The following is a 21,750-nucleotide window of genomic DNA, read 5'->3' as shown; positions in this document are numbered from 1 at the left end:
GATGGATAAGATGGTTGCTATCTCAGCAGAAAAAACGAATGCAATACAAGCTATTTTTTCACGTAGTAAAGCCATTATTGGTGTTATTCATTGCGATCCGTTTCCCGGCGCGCCTAAATACCGAGGGAAATCAGTTTCTGATATTGTTGAACGTGCGCTTCGCGATGCGGATAATTATATTTCTGGGGGCGTTCATGGTCTGATTATTGAAAATCACGGCGATATTCCCTTTTCCAAACCTGAAGATATCGGTCATGAAACCTCAGCGCTGATGGCGGTGATTACCGAGAAAGTCCGCGAGCGTTTTGGTGTATCGCTGGGGATTAACGTCCTGGCTAACGCTGCGATTCCGGCGATGGCTATCGCCCTGGCGGGCGGGGCCGATTTCGTCCGCGTCAATCAGTGGGCCAATGCTTATATCGCCAACGAAGGATTTATTGAAGGGGCGGCGGCTAAGGCGCTGCGCTATCGCAGTATGCTGCGTGCTGAACATATTCGCGTCTTCGCCGATAGCCACGTTAAGCACGGTAGCCATGCCATCGTTGCCGATCGTTCGATTCAGGAACTGACTCGCGACGTGGACTTTTTCGAGGCCGACGCGGTGATTGCCACCGGCCAGCGCACCGGCGATAGCGCCACGATGGCGGAAATTGATGAGATTCGCGCGGCGACAGCGTTGCCGTTGCTGGTGGGCTCGGGGGTGACACCGGCCAACGTCCGCCAGATCCTCGGACGGACTCAGGGGGTCATTGTGGCCAGCACCATGAAGGTTGACGGCGTCTGGTGGAACGATGTTGAACTGGCCCGAGTACAGCATTTTATGTCGGTCGCTCAGTCTGCGCTGGAGGAGGCATAATGGAAGCGTTTAGCGATCGCCTGCTGCGCGAACATCAGCAGGTCTGGCAGGTGATGCAGCGGCACCGTTTTGTGGTGGATATTGAACAGGATCGTCTGCCGACAACCGTATTCGACCGCTATCTGGTGTTTGAGGGCAACTTTGTCGCCACGGCCATCGCCATTTTTGCCCTCGGGGTCAGCAAGGCACCGCATATTCAGCAGCAGCGCTGGCTAATCGGCGTACTGAATGCCCTGGTCGACACGCAGATGGCATGGTTTGAACAGGTGTTGACAGCACGGCAGATCAATCCTGCGGATTATCCCGACGATTTGCCCGGCGTGCAGCGCTTTCGCGACGGCATGCTGCGGATGGCCCGACAAGGCAGCTATGAGCAGATAATGACTATGATGTTCGCGGCGGAATGGATGTACTACTGCTGGTGCCGACGGGCGAGCGAACAGCGCCAGAACGATGCTGATATTCGCCGCTGGGTGGAAATGCATGCTGAAGAGGCGTTTTTCCAGCAGGCGAGTTGGCTGAAGGGCGAACTGGATCGGTGCGCCAGCTTAATGAGTGACAGTGAGAAGCAGGCGCTGTCGGCGCTTTACGGCGAGGTGCTGCAGTGGGAAATTGACTTCCATAGCGCAGCTTATGAGGATTAGCCACAGGATAAACAAGGGGGGCCTGAAACGGTGCCCCTGTATGCGCTCAAAATTATCGCCAGCGTGGATATGGGTAATCTCCATTCTTCAGGCGACGGATGAAATATCAGGAGCCATTGCAGAGCGTGTTGTTAAACGCCCCGATAATAATGACAGATGTCTGCCTGGCGCGGTGAGTTCACCGAGGGAGATAACGCGCAGATTCTCAGGTTGATCAACAATAACGACAGCATAAGTCAGGACGGGGTAAAAAAGGGGGAACGTGTTGAATCGTTAAAAGATTTTTCCTGATGATGCTTTTTACGCCTTTTTATGGCACAACATTCCCCTGAGATAAATGCTTTGCGTACAGGTATTCCATGCCGGCCATTCCCTTTCCCTGGTACACCCTGTCTATTTTGCTTATTTTACTGTTGAAGGTTTGCTGGCAGCGTCCCGCAGGCTATCGCAACAGCGCGATTTTTATTGCGGGCTGTTCCCTGCTGGTCTTGATGTCAGCCTTGCGCTGGCAGTTTGACCTTATTCAACTGCGCCAGTTGCAGTCTGTCATGGCGATCACTCTGCCACCGTTGGCCTGGCACTGCTTTGCCTGCTTTACAGAACAGCGCTTGCAGCAAAAAATTGCCGCTTTTGTGGGACCGCCGACGCTGGCTCTGGCGCTGAACCTTATTGCTCCGCAAACCACGGATGTGGTGCTGATGCTGCTCTATATCGGCTACGGTTGCGCCCTGATTCGAACGGCGCTGCAGGGGAGCGATACGTTTATTTTCAGGCGACTTAGTGATAGCGCTGCAACGTCATCGCTCGCTTTTATCGCGGGGGTCTTCCTCTGTTTTTCCGGACTGACCGATCTGGCCATCGCGCTCAATTTCCATTTTTATCAGGGCCGGCAGGCGCCGCAACTGGTCGCAATCTCGCAGGCTATTCTGCTGCCATTTGTCTGTTTTGCCATTGTCGGTAGTAGCCGTCCGTCGCTCCCGGCCGCGGAGCCGGTTTTGCCCGCCGAAGCGAGTACAGAGAACAATAGTGACGCGTTTCTCGCGACTTATCAGCAGGTCAACACGTTGATAAGCGAGCATAATTTGTATCTGAATCCCGACCTGACGCTGAATGCGCTGGCGAGAAAAACCGGGGTCCCCGCGCGCCAGATTTCAAAAGCGGTGAACCTGACGCGCGGCTGCAATGTCTCACAATGGATCAACGGCTTGCGCATCGACTATGCGCAGCAGCTTCTACGCAACACCACCCTGCCGGTAACGGAAGTGATGCTGGAGGCGGGTTTTGCCACCAAATCAAACTTTCATCGCGAGTTTCTTCGTATCAGCGGTATGACCCCGACGGATTACCGCCGGGCAGCGGTTGAAAGTCGAGGGCCTGATTGAGGAAGGCGCTGATATCCCGGGCGAGCTGACGGTGAATCGCAGCACGGCTCCGGGTGCCGCCATCCTGGCAGACAATCTCTTCGCCCGGTTCTTTTTCCGCGATTAATGCCATCGCACCCGGTTTGCATTGCTGCATAAAACTAAAGTGTGTGGCCCCTTCGACATTCACTACCCGCCTTACCGCGGCAGGGAGATATTCCGCCAGGTAGCCCGACTCCAGCCTGGCGGGTAGCTCATCGCTGTCCGCCTGAGCCGCCATAATCAGCACCGGCACTGCAATCTGAGAAAGTGATTCTGGCGTGAATCCGCGGGCCAGGCCCAGATCGAGTGAGACAACGGCTTTGATTGCCGGATCGCCTTCGTCTGCTGCCAGTCGCCCGCCAGCGTCATCAATACCCAGCGTCTGAATTAACTTGCAGGCGGACAGCCTGGCATGTGTCCGGCAATCATGCTGAAAGCGAGCGGCGTCAAAGCGCGCCCCCGCCAGTTCAAGTACCGTCCAGCCGCCGAGAGAGTGTCCGGCTGCGGCTATGCGCTGCGTATCAACTTTTCCGGCAAGGGAGGGGGTAGTGATAATTTTCACCATTGCCCGTTGGAGATCCTGCGGGCGGCGCCAGAGTTCCTTCGCATCCTGCGGCCGCTTGTTAAATGTTGTCGTGCCGGGATGATCGACCGCCGCCACAATATAGCCCTGAGCCGCCATTTCCGTCGCCAGCCAGTTCAGGTTGCGCCAGTTACCGCCATAGCCGTGAGAAAGCAGAAGCAGCGGATGCTCGCCCGCTTCCGGCGCCGCATCGCGCAGCACAGAGGTGCCGTAAAAGGCAATATTGTCACCCACCTTTTCCGGCGAGCCGGTCGCCGCGGTGGGATACCAGATAGCGATATTGAGAGGGCGGGAGCTAGCCTCGTGGATATTCAACTGGCGAAAAGCCGTGTTGGCATACGATGCGACGCTAAAGAGAAGAGAAAAAAGAAAGCAACAAAGGGGCCGTAACATAACGATCTCCGGTAAGTAAACAGAGACGCATTGTGGTCACAAACGCCCGGTTGATGCGTCCTGAAACGCGATCGAGGACCTTTTTTGTGGTGTTTGCGGCAGGGGGCGACTGGCAAATGTGCTAAGGGCGTGGCACCGCATACATCTCTGGGCGCGTTATCTGAAGCCAGCGGCAAAGCGCAGGCACGATAAGATCAGTCTGGATATCGCAAGGCGGCCGCTCACCATGGTTCGTAGATTTGCCACAGACGTAGTTTAGGCCCTTCATTCGGTCCCCAGAATGCCGCTAATAACTCTTTGAACCACGCTACCGACCCGTTGTTCAGTAATAACTGTTCGGCATTTTTATCTGCTCTCGCTCAAAACTGCCTGCCTGCCGGGCAAACAGGCATAACGTATGATATTTCCCGTTTCGCGGCGAATCCCATAGGCTCCACACATCAAAATAAAAAACTATGTCAGGATGTTGTTAAGTTTGTCGGTCTATTTTTCAAGGTACTGCCCACCAGTTGCCCGCGGATAGCCATCTGGTACAAAGCGCGGAACGCATCGTCCACACCACCCAGGAAATGCAGCGTCAGCTAAGTTGTCTTTTATTGCTCTCGCGCGATCCGCAAACGCTGCCGCAGTCCGACGTACCTTTGCGCCCGATATTTGAGGAGTGCGTCGCCCGATGCCAGCCCTGGCTGGCAAAAAAAGAGGTCAACTTAATCCTTGACTTACCATCCTCTCCCCACGCATGTACCAATGCCGAGTTAGCGCGCAGCGTCATCTGGAATCTTCTGCGCAATGCCTGTCAGTACACCGAAATGGGGGAGGTTCGTCTGGCGATACATGGTACGACGATCGTCATATGCGATAGCGGACCGGGGCTACCATCCAGTATCGATCCCCAGCAGTTTCGCCGCTTTCAGCGCGGCGCCCGGCTCAGTGGCGAAGGGCTTGGTTTATCCATTGTGCAACGCATTGTGGAGCATTTAGGCTGGGGCATGACGGTCGAAAGTTCTGAGAAGGGATGTCGCTTTACACTAGAGTTACGCGATACGGTACAGCGGACAACAGCAAAGTGATTTTCACGCCCCAGGGCTGGTGAGTTCCCCCCCGGATATCATTCCCGAAAACGCATAAACGGCGGTATCCTGCGATATTCCACAGCAAGGCCCTGACAATTTCCTGACACTCCTTCCGCCATAATGTGAAAAGGATGACTTATCAGGAGATACGCATGCCACCCCCCGTGATGACGAAAACCGGTGAAGGCCCGAATAACATGACCGGCTTTAATACCTTTATATATTCGCGCAATGGTTTTATCGCTGCGGTGGAAGGTGAAAGCGAATTTCGTCAACGGTTATCCTGACAGCCAGGCAGCGGATAATCCGATGCCGGATGAAGGCACCGTCGATTCCATTTATTATCTTATCCAGTATTCATACTAAGGAAAGGTATGTTACCAGGCAATAAAACTATTCTGACAAGAATCATAGCTTCAGTGACAATTTTTGTGGTGATTGTCCTTTCGGGAATTTATCTACAGGCAGGATTTAGTTCACCATCGAGAAATATAACCGGTGATGCACAGCTGGTACGATTTATGACGCCGTTTCTCCGCGGTGCTCGCGGCCATGTAGCGGTCGCGCTCATCAAACCTGGAGGGGTTCAGTATGGGCTCTGGGGAGGGGATTTTAGTCAGGAATTTGAGGTCGGTAGTCTGAGTAAAACGATGACGGCGGCATTGTTGGCTGATGCCGAGAATCGTGGGGAGGTCAAACCCGAAACCACCGTTGGCGAACTCCTCCCCGGCCTACCCGTAGCGATGGCATCTGTCCGGCTCTCAGAACTGGCTTCTCACCATTCGGGGCTTCCTGACATATCGACAACGCCGTGGCAGAGCGCCTTGATGTTATTAGCCATCGCCACTCATAAGAACCCGTGGCGTTTCTCAGAGAATGACATCATTGCAATGCTGCGTAGAACAGAAAAAGAGGAAAATAATTATTTCAGGTATTCCAGTATGGGTTACGCAGTTCTCGGTCTTACGCTGGAGAAAATGACTCATATGTCCTATAGCGAGTTGCTGAATAAACGACTCCTGGCCCCTACAGGAATGAAAAATACCTTTGTCGCGACACCAGACGATGGCGCAAAAAACGACGTCAGTCGCGGTTGGTCAGCCGCAGGATATCGTGAGGCCCCTTGGTACATGCTCTCGTTTGCCCCTGCCGGTGGCGTGAGGTCCACCATCACCGATATGGTTAAATATACGCAGGCCTTGCTCCGCGGCAAATTACCGGGAAGTGTTGCGATGGATCCGAAACGGTCAACGGATGAACGTGACACAAGGATCGGTTACGGCTGGTTTACAACAAAATTCAGAGGACGTGAGATAACCTGGCATAATGGCGAAACTGCTGGCTATGCCTCGGTCATTGCCATCGACAGGGCCAGCAAGACAGGCGTCGTCATCCTTTCTGATACCGCATGGCCTGTGATAACACCTGCAATACGCTTATTAATATCTCAGCCTGTAGATAACTAAATTTTTTCTGGAATGAAAATATGAACTGGATTGATATTATCTGGGCCTTGCTGACACTTTTCTCGGCGGGCGCATTTCACATGAGAAAATGGCTAATCAATCATAAGATGAGATTGCTGAATTATAGTCTGTTTAGCATTCTTATTATTTCTGTTTCAGAGTCGCTGCAAACTATTTCGCGTCTGTCGCCAATAGGTTCTGCTCTGCACATGTTGACATATGTTCTACAGGCCTCGCTGGTGTCCTATGGCGTGTACCATACCTGGGAGAAGCAGTGGTTCAGCGTTCATCAGGGTTCAGGTTCATCGAGAAATCCGCTAGAGAGCGGTATTTTCATCACACTGACTTCAGGCTTAATACTCCTGTTCTTCGCGTGATGCTGTTACTCCGAGGGGGGAGTAGGCTTTGATTGACTGGTAGCAGCCCTGTCAGGGATCGCTGAAACTGAATGGTTTGTTTGAGGGGGGGACTTGCCGTCTGCTCCCGCCCAAATGCAGCAAAGACCAGACGTGCTTCCGCAGCCAGGTCGTCTAAGACGTCGTGAGTTTCATATACAGGGCCCAGTGGCGCATCCGTACATCATGACCAGCGGAAACAAGGGGGCTAAAGGGATCAGGGCGATGGTTCCTGCCGTGCTCAGAGTTTGGGTCTTATCATTAATTGAGACCACTACCGGGTGTTCCAGCTGATACGGAGCTGCCAGTTCTGGTGCGTGCGATGCAGACCAAAATCCTGTCGCTTTAAACAAAACACCGAGGCGATCGTTATCCATCTGCACCGCCTGATACTCATTGGTCAGCAGCGTAAGCTGCCCGGCATCCAGTTTGCGTTTATCCATCACCACCAGGTACTCTGCCGCCACTTCATGTTGCTCTACTACAAAGTTAACCCGCACACCGGAGGCCTGTTGATGAAAGCGGTCATAAAATGTTTTATAACGCTGATATTCCTGCGGCACGCCGTTACGAAAGAAACGGTAACTGTATTTAGCTGAGCTGGCGATAATGCCGGACTCAATAGGTTTCACCGCCACGATGGTATCGGTAGGCGGCAAGTTTGGCGCGCTTGCGCACCCTGACAGAATCACTGCGACCAGCAGCGATAAATATTTCATCATTTCAACCATTCCTGTTTGCTGTTTCCTCTGGGACAACCGATGAATCTCTTTAAGACGCGACTTACTAATGTCCATCGCTGTTTATCATAGCGTCCGAACCTGCTTCAATCATTCGATTTAGCATGGGGCCACCCTGCATCTTGCTCAACGCACAGCGCTTATCGGACTGCTGCAGTCTCTGATGTTAGCGGCCTGCAGGCCATGCATCAGCTGATACATGTTAAGTGCCACGGTGCGTTTGCCCTCGCGGTCAAGTTCGCCCTCGCGAATGCGGACCTGCCACGTTATCATGAGCAGGGTCTGCCCGCCATGCCCGCGTTCCACGCGCTATGTTCATACCCAACGCACTGCGTGGCAATGTCGATGTTGAACGGCTTTTGCCCTGAGGATCCCGCCATGACTCCCTTTTATGAACTTACTGCCACCAGTCTGCGGGGCCAGCCCATCGCTATGGCCGACTACGCGGGCAAGCTGGTTCTGGTGGTGAATACCGCCAGCCACTGTGGCTTCACGCCACAATACGCAGGCCTTGAAGCGCTCTACAAGAAGTACGCCGACCAGGGCCTGGTGATACTGGGTTTCCCCTGCAACCAGTTCGGGAAGCAGGAACCCGGCGATGCCGACGAAATCGCGCAGACCTGTCATATTAACTACGGTGTGAGCTTCCCGATGTTTGAGAAGGTGGCGGTGAACGGGGCCGCAACGCACCCGGTGTTTCGTTACCTGAAAGGCGAATTGCCCGGTGTGCTGGGAGGGCGGATCAAGTGGAACTTTACTAAGTTCCTGATCGGACGCGACGGCAAACCGCTCCGGCGTTTTGCGCCGATCGCCACCCCTGAGAAAATGGAAGCCGCAATCGTTGCTGCGCTTAAACGCTAAGCGTTTTTGTCAAACAAACCCGTCATTTTTAGAGCACTGCCGGTAAACCGCAGGGCATCAAAAAGGGAGCGAGCAAGGGAACAGGCGTCTGGCAGCATACCGACGCGCCGCAGGCTGCGGGTTGGCGTCAGATGCGCAAAAAAAAGCCCCGTAAACGGGGCAAAATGCTCGGGTAGTGCAGTTAATTGTAATACGGTACGCCCAGCTCATCCGATTTGTCGCTACCGGCGGCCATATGATTGAAATCAAATGGCGAGTCGTTATGTTCGGAAGGCATAATCATCGCATCGCGCTGAGTGTGGCGAACCGGGGTAGTGGTTTGCTCCGCATAGCTCTGGCTGGAGACCAGGGCGCCCAGGACAATGGCAGCGGCAGCGAATAGTTTCATGATTTCCTCAATACGTCTTGTTGCAGGCGCTTAACAGCAGTTGTTTAGTGGCATCAGATAGCGGGATTCACCCGGCATATTATTCATGCGATATTTGTGCGGCGGAACGTCGAAGTAGTTTTTAAAGGTTCTCGTCAGCGTCTGTTGCGATTCGAAACCGTAACGCTCTGCCAGGTATAAAATCGGCTCGTTGCTCTGCTTGAGTTTTTGCGCGATTTCCGTCAGCTTGCGGCTGCGGATGTACTGGCCTAAGGAGTGGCCGGTCTCTTTTTTAAACATTCTTTGCAGGTGCCATTTGGAGTAACCAGAACGCTCGGACACTTTTTCCAGCGACAGGGGCGATTCCAGGTTATCTTCAATCCACGACAAAATACTATGGATAGTGATGGCGTCATTATTGCGTCTGGACATCATCTTACCTCTTCTTATTACGGCAGGACTTTTTTGAGTAAATGCTCAAGGTTGACCACTTCATCCGCCGACAGATTTTTTGTTAATTCCTGGTGCAATTTCTGACCCACAACCTGATGACACTGCTCACAAAGGGCCGCTCCGTCTGGCGTTAACTGCACCAGCACGCCGCGTTTGTCATTGGGGTTGGGTAACCGTTCAATCCAGCCTTTACAGACCAGACGGTCGAGCATGCGCGTCATTGCGCCTGGGTCGACCGACAGCACGGTTTTCAGCTCAACGGGGGTAATACATACTTCGCAACGAATGGAACAAAGCACCCGAAACTGGGTGGCAGTAATATCCATCGGTGAGAGATATTCGTTGAGCAGACGATCTTTTTTCTGGTTAACCATCTGGATCAAGCGCCCGAGGGGGATCATTTCGTTAAACAGATCGCTTGTGTTTTTCACAATGGTTGCCCAGGCAAGTAGTTAATTGCTGCTGATATTATTGCCCAGGCAATAATATGTCAACCTGATGAATTAGCTGATGACACGATTTGCTAAAGCGGATTTCTGACCCGGGCTGAAGCGGCCCGGAGTCCGGACGATAAGGGCTGGAATGGTATTGACGACAAAAGTTATACTTGCGCGGCGAGACTTTAAATAGCGAACGATTAACGGGGCCTTAATTAATTATGATTGAACTCTTTCAGGCGATAGGTCTGGGGCTGGTGGTCATTTTACCGCTGGCGAACCCACTGACGACCGTTGCGTTGTTCCTTGGGCTGGCTGGCAATATGAACAACGAGGAGCGCAATAAACAATCGTTGATGGCCTCGCTGTACGTATTCATTATCCTGATGGTTGCATGGTATGCCGGTCAGGTGGTGATGAGTACCTTCGGTATCTCGATTCCCGGCCTGCGGATTGCCGGTGGCTTGATTGTTGCCTTCATCGGGTTCCGGATGCTCTTCCCGCAGCAGAAATCGCATGACTCGATGGAAGCGAAGATAAAATCCGAAGAGCTGGTCGATGAACCGTCGGCCAATATCGCGTTTGTGCCGCTGGCCATGCCGAGCACCGCCGGGCCAGGGACCATCGCTATGCTTATCAGCACCGCATCGACGGTGAAACATGGCGTCGATTTTTCGCACTGGGTGGTGATGGTCGCGCCGCCGATTATCTTTGCGCTGGTCGGCATTATCCTCTGGGCCTGCCTGCGCAGTTCAGGGGCTATCATGCGGCTGGTCGGGAAAGGGGGAATCGAAGCGATTTCGCGCCTGATGGGCTTTCTGCTGGTCTGCATGGGCGTACAGTTTATTATCAACGGCGTGCTGGAAATTATTACGACCTATCACGCCTGATAACGTCGCCGTCGCGGCGTTTCGGCCCGCGAACAAAAAAGCCTGCCGGTTGTTGCATCGGCAGGCTTTTTTATCGCTTCACCCCGTTCAGGAGTGGTGGGGCTGATGATCGTCCAGCGACACCGGCCAGCGGCGGAATATCATGATTGACCACACCAGCGCCACCAGCGCCGGAATCGCCCCGATGTAGCCGATAGAGTCCATTGAAAGATGGATACTGACCTGACTACCAACCAGCGCCCCCGCGCCGATACCGATATTAAAGATCCCCGAAAACAGCGACATCGCCACATCGGTGGCATCCGGCGCCAGCGCCAGAACCTTGACCTGCATCCCCAGACCAATAATCATGATTGCGATGCCCCAGAAGAGGCTCAATATGATCAGGTGGTGGGCGTTTTGCGCAGCCGGCAACAGCAGCAGCAGACTGATCAGCAGCAGGCCAATGGCGCTGCTAATCAGCCCGGAAGCATGCTTGTTGCCCAGTTTGCCAAACAGCACGCTGCCGACGATCCCCGCGCCGCCAAGGATCAGCAGCAACACGGTGGCAAAATTACCGCTCATACCGGCTACCGTTTGTACAAACGGTTCAATATAGCTGTAGGCGGTGTAATGCGCGGTCACCACAATGACGGTCAGCAGATAGATGCTCAGCAGCGCCGGGCGACGGAACAATACCGGCAGGCTTTTCAGCGAACCGGAATGCTCGCTGGGCAGTCCTGGCAACAGCTTGAACAGGCATACCAGCGTCGCCAGCGCGCCCAGGCCGATCGCCAGGAAGGTCATCCGCCAGCCAAAATACTGTCCGATAATACGGCCGACAGGAATGCCGAATACCATCGCCAGAGCGGTGCCGGTTGCAATCAGACTCAGCGCCTGGGCACGTTTGCCCGGCGGTGCCAGACGGATTGCCAATGCCGAGGTTATCGACCAGAAGACCGCGTGCGCAAAGGCGATACCGATGCGGCTGATCACCAGAACGTTAAAGCTCCAGGCAAAGAACGACAGCACATGGCTGGCAATAAACAGAATGAACAGGCCGATCAGCAGACGGCGACGCTCCATCTGGCTGGTCAACAGCATAAACGGCAGCGACATTAACGCGACCACCCACGCATAGATGGTCAGCATCATGCCCACCTGCGCGGTTTCCATGCTGAAACTGTCGGCAATATCGGACAGCAGACCGACCGGAGCGAATTCAGTCGTATTAAAGATGAAAGCGGCGATCGCAAGCGTGACTACCCGAAGCCACGCGACTCTGCGTGAAACCGTGTTTGTAATCATAGATTCTGCGCTGGTTACTAAAGAGGAAGAAGAGGGCGCGATCTTAAAACGATTGCTGGTGAAAATACAATCGTTTTGTGATCTGGATCTCATTATGTCGCCGGTGGCAGCGAAAAGCTAACGGATTCATTTTTATATAGATCGTGTACATGCTCCGCTTTTATGTCATGTTGAAGAAAAGTAAAAAACAGGAACAGTTGTATGATGCAGGAAATTGATTTTTACCTGGTAGATGCTTTCAGCGATCGCAATTTTGGCGGCAACGCCGCCGCGGTGTGTCCACTCACCGAATGGTTACCGGACGAAACGCTGCTGAGCATGGCGCAGCAGCACAACCAGTCTGAGACCGCCTTTTTTGTGCGCACCGATGAGGGTTATGAGCTGCGCTGGTTCACCACGCAGCATGAGATTAACCTCTGCGGCCATGCCACGCTGGCCTCGGCGCATATTATCTTTGAATATCTCGACCATCCTTACGCCACTATCGTGTTCAGTACCCGTTTTGTCGGGGAGCTGCGGGTGACGCGCAACGGCGACTGGCTGACGTTAGACTTCCCGGCGTGGCAAACCACTCCGGTTAGCGCGCCGCCGCCGGAGCTGCTTGCCGGGCTGGGGCTGGACACCGCGGTAGAGATTCGCGAGGGGCGGGACTATCTGGTGGTCCTCGAAAATCGCCAGCAGGTTGAGGCCGTGCGGCCGAATATGTCGTTGCTTGCGCAGACGGGCAAAATGATCTGCGTCAGCGCCGCCGATGAGCAATATGATTTTGTGAGCCGCTTTTTCTGCCCTGGCGAGGGTGTTTTCGAAGACCCGGTGACCGGCTCGGCGCACAGTATGCTGATCCCCTACTGGGGGGAGAAACTGGCTAAGACGACCATGCAGGCGCGGCAGGTTTCCGCACGCGGCGGCGATCTGCGCTGCCAGTGGCAGGGCGATCGGGTGTTGATTGGCGGGCAGGCGATAACGTATATGACGGGCACCATCACGCTACGTTAAAGAGATACCGTGAAAGAGGTCCCTGTGTATCTGGTTTCCGCGTTCAGTGAACGGCCCTTTTCCGGTAACCCGGCGGCGGGCGGTATAAGTTAACGCTATGAGTCAGGGGGGGTGCGCTACGCTACAGTAGGCGAAAAAAGGAGCTTGCCTATGTACACCATTGCCCCGACAGCCATAGACGATGCGGATCTGACGGCTCTCATTGCCCGTCTGGATGCGTATCAGGAATCCCTCTATCCGGCCGAGAGTAACCATCTGGTTGATTTGAGCCAGCTGGCGGCGGAGTCGGTGATTGTGCTGCTGATCCGCGATGCCCGGCAACGGGCGGTCGGCTGCGGAGCGATTGTGCTCGGCAACGATGGGGTTGGCGAAATGAAACGGGTGTTTATCGATCCGCATCATCGCGGGCAACAGCTTGGCGAACGGCTGCTGGCGGCGCTGGAAACGCAAGCGCTGCACCGGGACTGCCATACCGTGCGGCTGGAGACCGGCATCCATCAGCAGGCGGCGATCAGACTGTATACCCGCTGGGGTTATCAGACCCGCAGCGCCTTCGCTCCGTATCAACCCGATCCGCTGAGCCTGTTTATGGAGAAACTGCTCGTTGCCGATCTTCGTTCAGCTGCGCTATAAACGCCTCCAGTTGACGGGTTTTCGCGCCGCGCCGCCAGACCAGCCAGGTCGTCAGCCAGCGCCACTCTTCGGCCAGCGGCCAGGCCGACACCTGATGATGACCGGGCATACTTTCCAGCATACTGCGCGGAATCAGCGCCAGTCCGGCACCGGCAATGACGCAGGCCAGCATCCCGTGATAGGACTCCATTTCATGAATCCGCCCCGGCGTTGCCCGGTCGGCGTGGAACCAGCTTTCAAAATGGCGGCGGTAGGAACAGTTGGCGCGAAAAGCGTAGACATTGCTGCCGTTCACTTCGCTGGCGCGGGTAATCGGCGGGTGGCCGAAGGGTGCCACAATCATCATCTCCTCCGGGAAGACCGGTAACCCCTCAAGGCCCGGATGGACCAGCGGCCCGTCGACAAAGGCCGCGCTTAAGGTGCCCTCCAGTACGCCATCGATCATCGTCCCGGATGGGCCGGTAGAGAGCGCGAGATGGATTTTCGGATAACGCTGGTTATACAGCGCCAGCGTCGTGGGAATGCGAACCGCGGCGGTACTCTCCAGCGAACCCAGCGAAAACAGCCCCTGCGGCTCATCCCCGGCGACCACCATTCGGGCTTCATCGACCAGCGCGAGGATCTGCTGGCTGTAGCGCAAAAAGCTGTGTCCCGCCGGTGAAAGGCGCAGGCGCTGGTTCTCACGAATAAACAGCTCGACGCCGAGATCGGCCTCCAGCTGGCGAATACGGGTCGTCAGGTTTGACGGCACGCGGTGCACCTTCTGCGCGGCCTGGGTAATGCTGCCGGTGCTGGCGACGGCGTTAAACATCTCAAGCTGGGTCAGGTCCATAGTATTCTTCTTTTGTGAATGAGTTGCTTAATATTATTCATTTTCAATGAAAGGAAGGGTAAGCCAGAATGAGGTCAATTCGCAATCACCATTCGTCATTAACAGAGAGAGCATAACGATGAATTTATCTGCAACTCACGCGGTTTCCGTCAACCCGACCACGGGAGAAAGGGTGTCGTCTCTGCCCTGGGCGAGCGAACAAGAGGTGGATTCGGCGATTGCGCTTGCTGAACAGGGCTATCGTCAGTGGCGTACCGTCAGCCTCACACAGCGCGCCGACGCCCTGCGTAATATCGGTAACGCCCTGCGCGCCCGTGGCGAAGAGATGGCGCAAACGATCAGCCTTGAGATGGGCAAACCGATTGCTCAGGCTCGCGGCGAAGTGGCGAAATCCGCGAATCTCTGCGACTGGTATGCAGAGCACGGTCCGGCCATGCTGGCGACTGAAGCCACTCAGGTGGAAAATAACAATGCGGTGATTGAATATCGCCCGCTGGGCGCGATCCTCGCCATTATGCCGTGGAACTTCCCGCTGTGGCAGGTACTGCGCGGTGCGGTGCCGATTCTGCTGGCGGGGAATAGCTATCTGTTGAAACATGCGCCGAATGTGCTGGGTTGCGCGGCGCTGATTGGCGAAATCGTCAATCAGGCGGGGCTGCCAGATGGCGTATTTGGCTGGGTGAACGCGACGAATGACGGCGTCTCACAGATGATCAACGATTCGCGTATTGCCGCAGTGACGCTAACCGGCAGCGTGCGCGCCGGGAAGGCGATTGGTGCCCAGGCCGGTGCGGCGTTGAAGAAATGCGTTCTTGAACTGGGCGGTTCCGATCCGTTTATCGTCCTCAATGATGCTGACCTCGACGAAGCGGTCAAAGCCGCGGTGATTGGCCGCTATCAAAACACCGGACAGGTTTGCGCCGCCGCGAAGCGCTTTATCGTTGAGGCCGGGATTGCCGAGGCCTTCAGCACAAAACTGGTTGCCGCGGTTGAGGCGCTGAAGATGGGCGATCCGCGTGATGAGGCCAACTATCTTGGGCCGATGGCGCGTTTCGATCTGCGCGATGAGCTGCATCAGCAGGTCACGGCCACCCTGGCTGAAGGGGCGACCCTGCTGCTTGGGGGGGAGAAAATCGCCGGGCCGGGCAACTACTATGCGCCAACGGTGCTGGGCGACGTGACCCCGGAGATGACCGGATTCCGCCAGGAGCTGTTTGGCCCGGTGGCGACCATTTCCGTGGCGCGCGACGCCACCCATGCCCTGACGCTGGCCAATGACAGCGAATTCGGTCTGTCGGCGACCGTGTTTACCGCCAGCGTCGATGAAGCCGGGCGTTTTTCTCGCGAACTGGAGTGCGGCGGCGTCTTTATCAACGGTTACAGCGCCAGCGATGCCCGCGTGGCGTTTGGCGGGGTGAAGAAGAGCGGCTTTGGTCGTGAGCTGTCCCACTTTGGCCTGCATGAGTTCTGCAATATCCAGACCGTATGGAAAGACCGTCGCTAACCGAAGACGCACCTGACGATCGTCGCCGTGCTCTGCTATACTCGCAGCCCGAATTTTGACGGCGGGCAAGGAGCCGGGTGTGGCGACGGTCATTAATAATGCAATGCTGGAGACAATTCTGGCAGAAATCAGGCCGCTGATTGGGCGTGGCAAAGTGGCGGATTATATTCCGGCGCTGGCAAACGTCAGCGGTAATAAGCTTGGCGTGGCGATTTGCACGGTGGATGGTCAATACTATGCCGCCGGCGATGCCCACGAGCGTTTTTCCATTCAATCGATCTCCAAAGTGCTGAGTCTGGTGGTGGCGATGAACCACTATCAGGAGGATGAGATCTGGCAGCGGGTGGGGAAAGATCCTTCCGGACAACCGTTTAATTCGCTATTACAGCTGGAAATCGAGCAGGGTAAACCGCGTAACCCCTTTATCAATGCTGGCGCGCTGGTGGTCTGCGATATGTTGCAAAGCCGACTGAGCGCGCCGCGGCAGAGAATGCTGGAAATCGTGCGTCGTCTGAGCGGAGTGGCGGATATCGCCTATGATCCGCTGGTGGCGCGTTCGGAGTTTGAACACTCGGCACGCAATGCCGCGATCGCCTGGCTGATGAAATCATTCGGCAACTTCGATAATGATGTCGCGACGGTGCTGCAAAACTATTTTCACTACTGTTCGCTGGAAATGAGCTGTCACGAACTGGCGCGGACGTTTCTGTTTCTCGCCGATCGCGGGGTGGCCCCGCATCTGGAGACCCCGGTGATTGCCCCAATCCAGTCGCGGCAGGTGAATGCCTTAATGATGACCAGCGGGATGTACCAGAACGCCGGCGAGTTTGCCTGGCGCGTCGGGCTGCCGGCGAAATCTGGCGTCGGCGGCGGTATTGTCGCGATCGTCCCGCAGGAGATGGCCATCGCGGTGTGGAGCCCGGAGCTGGATGCGGCCGGTAACTCGCTGGCGGGGATCGCGGTGCTGGAAAAGCTGACGCAACGCCTGGGAAGGTCGGTATTCTGATGGAGAAGATGGATTATTTATTTGCCCGCCTCCAGCGTTCGACTTTTCGCTCGCGCTTCCATCTTGGCAGCAAAGAGCGGCAGTACTGTGTCGAGAAAGGGCCGGAGACCATCGACCAGCACGCGGCGGATTTTATTGCCCGCCGTCTGGCGCCAGCGCAGATCGCGAATGACGGTAAACAGACGCCGATGCGCGGGCATCCGGTGTTTATCGCCCAGCATGCCACCGCCACCTGCTGTCGCGGCTGTCTCGCGAAGTGGCACGATATTCCCGCCGGGCGCGAGCTGACGGACCGGGAGCAGCAATATGTGGTGCAGGTGATCCATCGTTGGCTGGTTATCCAGATGAATTCATCCGCACGCTAATCATGCGCATTTATCCGGCCTGGGGATGCTGGATAAATATTCTCATGCTATGATAATCCGCTAACTAATTATTAACATAATAATTGCCTGAAACAATTAGACGGATTATCTCTGAATGTCTTCACTGTCGATTCGGTCATTCACGCTGTTTCGTGAGGAACATCCCGTGCGTGACGCACTGGTGTTATTCACCTTAACGTTGTTGCTCCATTTTTTTGGTGCCATGCTGCGTCTGGTCCAGGAACTGTCCTTTTTCTGGCCGCTGAATGCCGTGATGGTCGGGATCTTCGTCCGCTATGTCTGGCTCAATCGTAGCTATTTTTATGTCACCTGTTTTGTGGCGATGATGGTATACGACGGCCTGACCTCGCGCTGGGGAATGGGCTTTGCCTCGCTGCTGATTAACTTCTCGAATATGGTCTTTATCGTCAGTCTGGCGCAGCTGCTGCTGTGGGATAAGCGGCGGACGGATTCGATGCCAGGCCCGATTAATGTGCTGAATTTGTTCTGCTATTGCCTGCTGGCGGCTTTTCTCAGCGCCGCGGTGGGGACGCTTGGCTCAATGGATGTCGAGCGGGAGACATTTCTCTCTCTGCTGGGCGACTGGTTTAGCGAACAGTTCTCGACGGCGGTGCTGATCCTGCCGTTTATCCTGACGGTGACTATCCCTTCGACGCTCAGCGGTTTCCGCTGGCGTCAGCTGCTACCGGTTTTAGTGCTGGTGCTGTCCATTATTCTTGGCGTTGCCGTCGGGGGCGCCGAAACTATCACTTTCCCGCTGCCGGCGCTGATCTGGTGTGCGATTCGTTATCCGCTGCCGCTGACCTGTCTGCTGACTTTCCTCACCGGAATCGGTGAGATCCTGCTGGTGGCGAACGCGTTAGTTCATCTTTCTCCCGATGCGCATCTGCAGCCGTGGCAGCTGTTCTCGACCCGGCTGGGCATTGCGGCGATGTTAATTAGCCCGGTAATTGTCGCCTCAAGTGTTGACGCGATTAATAACCTGGTGAAACAGCTGGCGCTGCGGGCTGATTTTGATTTCCAGACGCGGGTTTACTCACGTTCCGGGTTGAGTGAGGCGCTGAAACGCCAACCGCAATCAGCAACGCAGCAGCTAACCGTGATGTTGCTGGATATCGATGGCTTTAAGCGGGTTAATGATAGCTGGGGTCACGAGTGCGGGGATTGCGTGCTGACTCAGTTCGCTCAGCGGGTACGCGATCTGGTGGGCGAACAGGGACTGGTGGCGCGCGTTGGCGGGGAAGAGTTCGCCGTCGCTATGCTGAGTGCGACGCCGCGCGAGGGCGAACTGCTGGCGGAGAAAATCCGCCAGGGCGTAGCGGCGCAAACCTTCGTCTGGGGGCCGCACAAGATCAAACTGACCCTCAGCCTGGGGCTGGAGTGTCGTCCGCTTAGTAACGGGCGGATCACCGAACTGTTTAATCAGCTGCTGATGGCTGCCGATGATTATCTTATTAACGCGAAGAAAGCCGGGCGCAATCGAATTTGTACGCCGACGCTGGCGGAAAACCGGTAATAAGAAAACGCGATGACAATTTCGCTTGTGTTAAATATTATTTAAAAACATAGTGATGTGGTCAATTTCATGGAGTGAGCAATGACCGCATCCTTTTCCCTTCGCACGCTATCGCGTGCTGATATTCTCGAAAACCTTTCCCCACTGAGCGATATTCTGGCCGATTGCGTTAACGGCGGCGCTTCCGTCAGTTTTATGCTGCCTTTTTCACGGCAAACCGCGCGAGCATTCTGGCTGCGTATCGCCGAAAGCGTGGCGGCCGGCGAGCGCCTTGTCGTGGTGGCCGAACATGCCGGGCAGATTGTCGGCACGGTACAGCTGGTGATCGATCAAGCGGAAAACCAGCCTCATCGCGCCGACGTGGCCAAACTTTTGGTTCACCAAAATGCGCGACGGCAGGGGCTGGCTAAGGCGCTGATGAATCACCTGGAGCAGCTTGCCCGCGAACAGGGGAAGTCTGTTCTGGTACTGGATACGGCCACCGGCAGTGGGGCGGAATGCTTCTATGTCCAGTGCGGCTGGGAAAAAGCCGGGGAAATTCCGCGTTATGCGTTAATGCCGGATGGAACGATGACCGCGACCTCACTGTTCTATAAGATCCTGCAATAACCGAGACAGGTTTGATCAAAACACGGTTTTACTCTTAGAAAAGCTGTTAAGTTATTACACCAATTGCACAGGCTGTATGACCACTCTACGAGGGAACCTATTGTGAAAACATTAAACCGTCGTGATTTTCCCGGCGCGCAGTATCCTGAACGTATCATCCAGTTTGGTGAAGGTAACTTTCTTCGGGCATTTGTCGACTGGCAGCTTGATCTGCTGAATGAGCATACCGACCTGAACGCCGGCGTGGTGATTGTGCGCCCGATAGAAAGCGCGTTTCCTCCCTCGCTGAGTACCCAGGATGGGCTGTACACCACCATTATCCGCGGTTTGAATGAACAGGGCGATGCGGTCAGCGAAGCGCGTCTGATCCGTTCGGTCAACCGGGAAATCAGCGTTTACGCTGACTACGACGCGTTCCTGCAGCTGGCGCATAACCCGGAGATGCGTTTTGTGTTTTCCAATACCACGGAAGCCGGCATCAGCTACCACGCTGGCGATCGGTTTGACGACGCGCCAGCGGTGAGCTATCCGGCAAAACTGACCCGGCTGCTGTACGAGCGTTACAGCCACTTCGCCGGCGCGAAGGATAAAGGCTGGATTATCATTCCTTGCGAGCTGATCGATTATAACGGCGAAGCGCTGCGTGAACTGGTGCTGCGCTATGCCGATGAATGGGCGCTCCCGGCGGCATTTATGACCTGGCTGCAGGAGGCAAACGCCTTCTGCTCAACGCTGGTTGACCGTATCGTGACGGGCTACCCGCGCGATGAGGCCCAGGCTATCGAAGCGCAGCTGGGTTACAAAGACGGTTTTCTCGCCACCGCCGAACATTTCTATCTGTTTGTTATCCAGGGGCCAGCATCGTTGGCCGCTGAACTGCGACTGGATAAATTGCCGCTTAATGTCCTGATTGTTGATGATATTAAACCGTATAAAGAGCGGAAAGTGGCGATTCTTAACGGCGCACATACCGCGCTGGTGCCGGTCGCCTACCAGGCAGGGCTGGATACCGTCGGCGAAGCCATGAGCGACCCGCAGATCTGCGCCCTCGTCGAGAAAGCGATTTATGCCGAGATTATTCCAGTACTCGACCTGCCGCGGGCTGAACTGGAGTCTTTTGCTCGCGCGGTAACAGGGCGTTTTCGTAATCCGTATATCAAACATCAGCTGCTCTCCATTGCGCTAAACGGCATGACCAAATTCCGCACCCGCATTCTGCCGCAGCTGCTGGCAGGGCAGGAGAAATCAGGTAAACTACCGCCGCGTCTGACCTTTGCGCTGGCGGCATTGATTGCCTTCTATCGCGCAGAGCGCAATGGCGAAAGCTATCCGGTGCAGGATGATGCCGAATGGATGACCCGTTTCCAGACGCTGTGGGCGCAGCATCGTGATGCGCGGCTCAGCACCGCTGAACTGGTGAAAGCGGTGCTCTCGGTGACCTCTCATTGGGAGCAGGACCTGACGCAGGTTAACGGCCTGGTTGAACAGGTGACGCAGGATCTTGACGCCATTCTGCTGCGCGGGATGCGCGAAGCGGTGAGGCCGCTGTGTTGATCTAAAGTGCTGGTCTAAACCGTTGATTGCAGGTGACCCGGCCACGGCCGGGTTCTTTATCAACCCAACTTAGTTACAACATACAATAAGTCTGAATAAAAAAAAGCTGCCGGTCTGTAGCACCTGAAACGACTAGCGCTCAGCAGCGGAAAATGCGCTTACCGAAAAAGACGAATAACGGCAAATCGTGTCTGCGGCGCTTGAAGAAATAGCGGGGCAGGAAAATAATAGGCTATCGTAACTGCACTGTGTCAGTCGCTCGCCCGTGCTGTTCGGGCATCAGGAGATAAAACAATGGTTGTTGATATTCGTGAAGTCTGCGCGCAAGACAAATCGTCATGGCTGCTGCTCTGGGAAGGCTATACCTCTTTTTATGGCAGCCCGCAGCCGGCCGATGTCACGGAATATACCTGGCAGCGTTTGCTGGACCGCCACTCGCCGGTGCTGGGTCGTGTGGCCGTGGTTGACGATCGCGTGGTGGGGTTTGCGATTTGCGTTCTCCATGAAGGAACCTGGGTGAAAACTCCAATTTGCTATCTGGAAGACTTGTTCGTCGATCCGCAGGTCCGGGGCCGCGGCATCGCCCGCCAGTTGATGCAGGCATTACGGTCGGAGGGCAAAGCGCAAGGATGGTCGCGTCTTTACTGGCATACGCGCACCGACAATCCGGCCCGCCGACTGTATGACGAATTCACTCCCGCCGATGATTACGTGCGTTATTGCATCACCTGTTAAGACAGGTTAGAAGAAAAGCCGTTGTTCAGCGTCGCCTGGCGGCTGAAAACAACTCAGGAGAATCAAAATGGAAAAACGCATCGACACCGCCATTAACCTGATTATGTTTCTTTCGCTGCTGGCCACCGCGT

General features: G+C 55.2%; 25 protein-coding genes. 18 read left to right on the top strand and 7 right to left on the bottom strand.

Features of this window, described 5'->3' with window-relative positions; genetic code table 11:
* Positions 1-10 precede the first annotated feature (10 nt).
* The 3 genes from CWM52_RS08880 to CWM52_RS08870 all read left to right on the top strand — a co-directional run bounded on the left by CWM52_RS08880 (position 11) and on the right by CWM52_RS08870 (position 2,882).
* Positions 11-856: a BtpA/SgcQ family protein gene (locus CWM52_RS08880; RefSeq protein ID WP_100683758.1), complete on the top strand. Its 846-nt coding sequence runs from the start codon at positions 11-13 to the stop codon at positions 854-856.
* Positions 856-1,500 (top strand): TenA family protein, encoded by a 645-nt coding sequence (locus tag CWM52_RS08875; RefSeq protein WP_100683757.1) that lies wholly within the window; start codon positions 856-858, stop codon positions 1,498-1,500. The genes CWM52_RS08880 and CWM52_RS08875 overlap by 1 nt, the downstream gene beginning before the upstream one ends.
* Positions 1,501-1,859: 359 nt before the next feature.
* On the top strand, positions 1,860-2,882 hold the full coding sequence (locus CWM52_RS08870; RefSeq protein ID WP_100683756.1) for a helix-turn-helix domain-containing protein: 1,023 nt from the start codon (positions 1,860-1,862) through the stop codon (positions 2,880-2,882).
* Here the strand turns inward: CWM52_RS08870 and CWM52_RS08865 are convergent.
* Complete coding sequence (locus CWM52_RS08865; protein WP_100683755.1) at positions 2,821-3,879, bottom strand: alpha/beta hydrolase family protein; 1,059 nt, start codon at positions 3,877-3,879, stop codon at positions 2,821-2,823. The genes CWM52_RS08870 and CWM52_RS08865 overlap by 62 nt on opposite strands.
* 509 nt (positions 3,880-4,388) lie before the next feature.
* Between CWM52_RS08865 and CWM52_RS08860 the strand changes: the two genes are divergently transcribed.
* The 4 genes from CWM52_RS08860 to CWM52_RS08850 all read left to right on the top strand — a co-directional run bounded on the left by CWM52_RS08860 (position 4,389) and on the right by CWM52_RS08850 (position 6,795).
* On the top strand, positions 4,389-4,949 hold the full coding sequence (locus CWM52_RS08860) for a sensor histidine kinase (protein ID WP_227521273.1): 561 nt from the start codon (positions 4,389-4,391) through the stop codon (positions 4,947-4,949).
* Positions 4,950-5,104: 155 nt separating this feature from the next.
* Complete coding sequence (locus CWM52_RS26980; RefSeq protein WP_255410863.1) at positions 5,105-5,239, top strand: hypothetical protein; 135 nt, start codon at positions 5,105-5,107, stop codon at positions 5,237-5,239.
* 87 nt (positions 5,240-5,326) lie between these two features.
* Positions 5,327-6,418: a serine hydrolase domain-containing protein gene (locus CWM52_RS08855; RefSeq protein ID WP_100683753.1), complete on the top strand. Its 1,092-nt coding sequence runs from the start codon at positions 5,327-5,329 to the stop codon at positions 6,416-6,418.
* A 20-nt stretch (positions 6,419-6,438) separates the two neighbouring features.
* A complete protein-coding gene (locus CWM52_RS08850) occupies positions 6,439-6,795 on the top strand; it encodes a hypothetical protein (protein WP_100683752.1) in 357 nt (118 codons plus the stop codon).
* A gap of 170 nt (positions 6,796-6,965) precedes the next feature.
* Here CWM52_RS08850 and CWM52_RS08845 read toward each other — a convergent pair whose 3' ends face one another.
* Positions 6,966-7,535 carry a hypothetical protein gene (locus CWM52_RS08845; protein WP_100683751.1) on the bottom strand — a complete coding sequence of 190 codons (570 nt, stop codon included), beginning with the start codon at positions 7,533-7,535 and terminating at the stop codon, positions 6,966-6,968.
* 396 nt (positions 7,536-7,931) lie between these two features.
* Here CWM52_RS08845 and CWM52_RS08835 point away from each other — a divergent pair, with 396 nt between their 5' ends.
* Positions 7,932-8,414 carry a glutathione peroxidase gene (locus CWM52_RS08835; protein ID WP_100683749.1) on the top strand — a complete coding sequence of 161 codons (483 nt, stop codon included), beginning with the start codon at positions 7,932-7,934 and terminating at the stop codon, positions 8,412-8,414.
* Between the two features lie 181 nt (positions 8,415-8,595).
* Here CWM52_RS08835 and marB read toward each other — a convergent pair whose 3' ends face one another.
* From marB to marR, 3 genes are read right to left on the bottom strand one after another with little or no spacing between them, the layout of a single operon-like run.
* Positions 8,596-8,802 carry a multiple antibiotic resistance protein MarB gene (gene marB / locus CWM52_RS08830; protein WP_100683748.1) on the bottom strand — a complete coding sequence of 69 codons (207 nt, stop codon included), beginning with the start codon at positions 8,800-8,802 and terminating at the stop codon, positions 8,596-8,598.
* 30 nt (positions 8,803-8,832) lie between these two features.
* Positions 8,833-9,213, bottom strand: a complete 381-nt coding sequence (gene marA, locus CWM52_RS08825) for an MDR efflux pump AcrAB transcriptional activator MarA (protein WP_100683837.1) — start codon at positions 9,211-9,213, stop codon at positions 8,833-8,835.
* Between the two features lie 17 nt (positions 9,214-9,230).
* Complete coding sequence (gene marR, locus CWM52_RS08820; RefSeq protein WP_100683747.1) at positions 9,231-9,665, bottom strand: multiple antibiotic resistance transcriptional regulator MarR; 435 nt, start codon at positions 9,663-9,665, stop codon at positions 9,231-9,233.
* Positions 9,666-9,892: 227 nt separating this feature from the next.
* Here marR and CWM52_RS08815 point away from each other — a divergent pair, with 227 nt between their 5' ends.
* Positions 9,893-10,561 (top strand): MarC family NAAT transporter, encoded by a 669-nt coding sequence (locus tag CWM52_RS08815; protein WP_100683746.1) that lies wholly within the window; start codon positions 9,893-9,895, stop codon positions 10,559-10,561.
* An 87-nt stretch (positions 10,562-10,648) separates the two neighbouring features.
* On the opposite strand, the gene CWM52_RS08810 is transcribed toward CWM52_RS08815, so the two are convergent.
* Entirely contained in the window at positions 10,649-11,848 is a 1,200-nt protein-coding gene (locus CWM52_RS08810) for a sugar transporter (protein ID WP_100683745.1), read from the bottom strand.
* 204 nt (positions 11,849-12,052) lie between these two features.
* Here CWM52_RS08810 and CWM52_RS08805 point away from each other — a divergent pair, with 204 nt between their 5' ends.
* Both CWM52_RS08805 and CWM52_RS08800 read left to right on the top strand, forming a co-directional pair.
* Positions 12,053-12,844, top strand: coding sequence for a PhzF family phenazine biosynthesis protein (locus CWM52_RS08805; RefSeq protein ID WP_100683836.1), 792 nt, complete (start codon positions 12,053-12,055; stop codon positions 12,842-12,844).
* A 150-nt stretch (positions 12,845-12,994) separates the two neighbouring features.
* On the top strand, positions 12,995-13,477 hold the full coding sequence (locus CWM52_RS08800; RefSeq protein ID WP_100683744.1) for a GNAT family N-acetyltransferase: 483 nt from the start codon (positions 12,995-12,997) through the stop codon (positions 13,475-13,477).
* Here CWM52_RS08800 and ptrR read toward each other — a convergent pair.
* A complete protein-coding gene (gene ptrR / locus CWM52_RS08795; protein ID WP_100683743.1) occupies positions 13,431-14,309 on the bottom strand; it encodes a putrescine utilization regulator PtrR in 879 nt (292 codons plus the stop codon). The two genes, CWM52_RS08800 and ptrR, sit on opposite strands and share 47 nt — an antisense overlap.
* A gap of 118 nt (positions 14,310-14,427) precedes the next feature.
* On the opposite strand from ptrR, the gene sad reads away from it, so the two are divergent.
* The 7 genes from sad (at position 14,428) to CWM52_RS08760 (ending at position 21,619) form a co-directional block, all read left to right on the top strand.
* Positions 14,428-15,813 carry a succinate-semialdehyde dehydrogenase gene (gene sad, locus CWM52_RS08790; protein WP_100683742.1) on the top strand — a complete coding sequence of 462 codons (1,386 nt, stop codon included), beginning with the start codon at positions 14,428-14,430 and terminating at the stop codon, positions 15,811-15,813.
* Between the two features lie 79 nt (positions 15,814-15,892).
* Positions 15,893-16,819 carry a glutaminase B gene (gene glsB / locus CWM52_RS08785; protein WP_100683741.1) on the top strand — a complete coding sequence of 309 codons (927 nt, stop codon included), beginning with the start codon at positions 15,893-15,895 and terminating at the stop codon, positions 16,817-16,819.
* Positions 16,820-16,827: 8 nt separating this feature from the next.
* On the top strand, positions 16,828-17,184 hold the full coding sequence (locus CWM52_RS08780; protein WP_416308797.1) for a DUF4186 domain-containing protein: 357 nt from the start codon (positions 16,828-16,830) through the stop codon (positions 17,182-17,184).
* A gap of 115 nt (positions 17,185-17,299) precedes the next feature.
* Positions 17,300-18,721: a GGDEF domain-containing protein gene (locus CWM52_RS08775; RefSeq protein ID WP_165457208.1), complete on the top strand. Its 1,422-nt coding sequence runs from the start codon at positions 17,300-17,302 to the stop codon at positions 18,719-18,721.
* 81 nt (positions 18,722-18,802) lie between these two features.
* The gene (locus tag CWM52_RS08770; RefSeq protein WP_100683739.1) at positions 18,803-19,330 is read left to right on the top strand and encodes a GNAT family N-acetyltransferase; all 528 of its coding nucleotides are present in this window, start codon (positions 18,803-18,805) and stop codon (positions 19,328-19,330) included.
* Positions 19,331-19,432: 102 nt separating this feature from the next.
* On the top strand, positions 19,433-20,884 hold the full coding sequence (locus CWM52_RS08765; RefSeq protein WP_100683738.1) for a tagaturonate reductase: 1,452 nt from the start codon (positions 19,433-19,435) through the stop codon (positions 20,882-20,884).
* Between the two features lie 294 nt (positions 20,885-21,178).
* The gene (locus tag CWM52_RS08760; protein ID WP_100683737.1) at positions 21,179-21,619 is read left to right on the top strand and encodes a GNAT family N-acetyltransferase; all 441 of its coding nucleotides are present in this window, start codon (positions 21,179-21,181) and stop codon (positions 21,617-21,619) included.
* The last annotated feature ends 131 nt before the right edge of the window (positions 21,620-21,750 follow it).

Origin of the sequence: Raoultella sp. T31, from assembly GCF_002806725.1 — a bacterium.
In the GTDB taxonomy this organism is placed as follows: Bacteria; Pseudomonadota; Gammaproteobacteria; order Enterobacterales; family Enterobacteriaceae; genus Klebsiella; species Klebsiella electrica.
Note: the sequence above shows the minus strand (reverse complement) of the source record. Positions and strands in the feature narration are given on the sequence as shown.

Bases quoted from the DNA above. Each gene is read 5' to 3' on its own strand.
- CWM52_RS08880 (WP_100683758.1), top strand. From the start codon at position 11: ATGGTTGCTATCTCAGCAGAAAAAACGAATGCAATACAAGCTATTTTT.
- CWM52_RS08875 (WP_100683757.1), top strand. From the start codon at position 856: ATGGAAGCGTTTAGCGATCGCCTGCTGCGCGAACATCAGCAGGTCTGG.
- CWM52_RS08870 (WP_100683756.1), top strand. From the start codon at position 1,860: ATGCCGGCCATTCCCTTTCCCTGGTACACCCTGTCTATTTTGCTTATT.
- CWM52_RS08865 (WP_100683755.1), bottom strand. From the start codon at position 3,879: ATGTTACGGCCCCTTTGTTGCTTTCTTTTTTCTCTTCTCTTTAGCGTC.
- CWM52_RS26980 (WP_255410863.1), top strand. From the start codon at position 5,105: ATGCCACCCCCCGTGATGACGAAAACCGGTGAAGGCCCGAATAACATG.
- CWM52_RS08855 (WP_100683753.1), top strand. From the start codon at position 5,327: ATGTTACCAGGCAATAAAACTATTCTGACAAGAATCATAGCTTCAGTG.
- CWM52_RS08850 (WP_100683752.1), top strand. From the start codon at position 6,439: ATGAACTGGATTGATATTATCTGGGCCTTGCTGACACTTTTCTCGGCG.
- CWM52_RS08845 (WP_100683751.1), bottom strand. From the start codon at position 7,535: ATGATGAAATATTTATCGCTGCTGGTCGCAGTGATTCTGTCAGGGTGC.
- CWM52_RS08835 (WP_100683749.1), top strand. From the start codon at position 7,932: ATGACTCCCTTTTATGAACTTACTGCCACCAGTCTGCGGGGCCAGCCC.
- marB (WP_100683748.1), bottom strand. From the start codon at position 8,802: ATGAAACTATTCGCTGCCGCTGCCATTGTCCTGGGCGCCCTGGTCTCC.
- marA (WP_100683837.1), bottom strand. From the start codon at position 9,213: ATGTCCAGACGCAATAATGACGCCATCACTATCCATAGTATTTTGTCG.
- CWM52_RS08815 (WP_100683746.1), top strand. From the start codon at position 9,893: ATGATTGAACTCTTTCAGGCGATAGGTCTGGGGCTGGTGGTCATTTTA.
- CWM52_RS08810 (WP_100683745.1), bottom strand. From the start codon at position 11,848: ATGATTACAAACACGGTTTCACGCAGAGTCGCGTGGCTTCGGGTAGTC.
- CWM52_RS08805 (WP_100683836.1), top strand. From the start codon at position 12,053: ATGCAGGAAATTGATTTTTACCTGGTAGATGCTTTCAGCGATCGCAAT.
- CWM52_RS08800 (WP_100683744.1), top strand. From the start codon at position 12,995: ATGTACACCATTGCCCCGACAGCCATAGACGATGCGGATCTGACGGCT.
- ptrR (WP_100683743.1), bottom strand. From the start codon at position 14,309: ATGGACCTGACCCAGCTTGAGATGTTTAACGCCGTCGCCAGCACCGGC.
- sad (WP_100683742.1), top strand. From the start codon at position 14,428: ATGAATTTATCTGCAACTCACGCGGTTTCCGTCAACCCGACCACGGGA.
- CWM52_RS08780 (WP_416308797.1), top strand. From the start codon at position 16,828: ATGGATTATTTATTTGCCCGCCTCCAGCGTTCGACTTTTCGCTCGCGC.
- CWM52_RS08775 (WP_165457208.1), top strand. From the start codon at position 17,300: ATGTCTTCACTGTCGATTCGGTCATTCACGCTGTTTCGTGAGGAACAT.
- CWM52_RS08770 (WP_100683739.1), top strand. From the start codon at position 18,803: ATGACCGCATCCTTTTCCCTTCGCACGCTATCGCGTGCTGATATTCTC.
- CWM52_RS08760 (WP_100683737.1), top strand. From the start codon at position 21,179: ATGGTTGTTGATATTCGTGAAGTCTGCGCGCAAGACAAATCGTCATGG.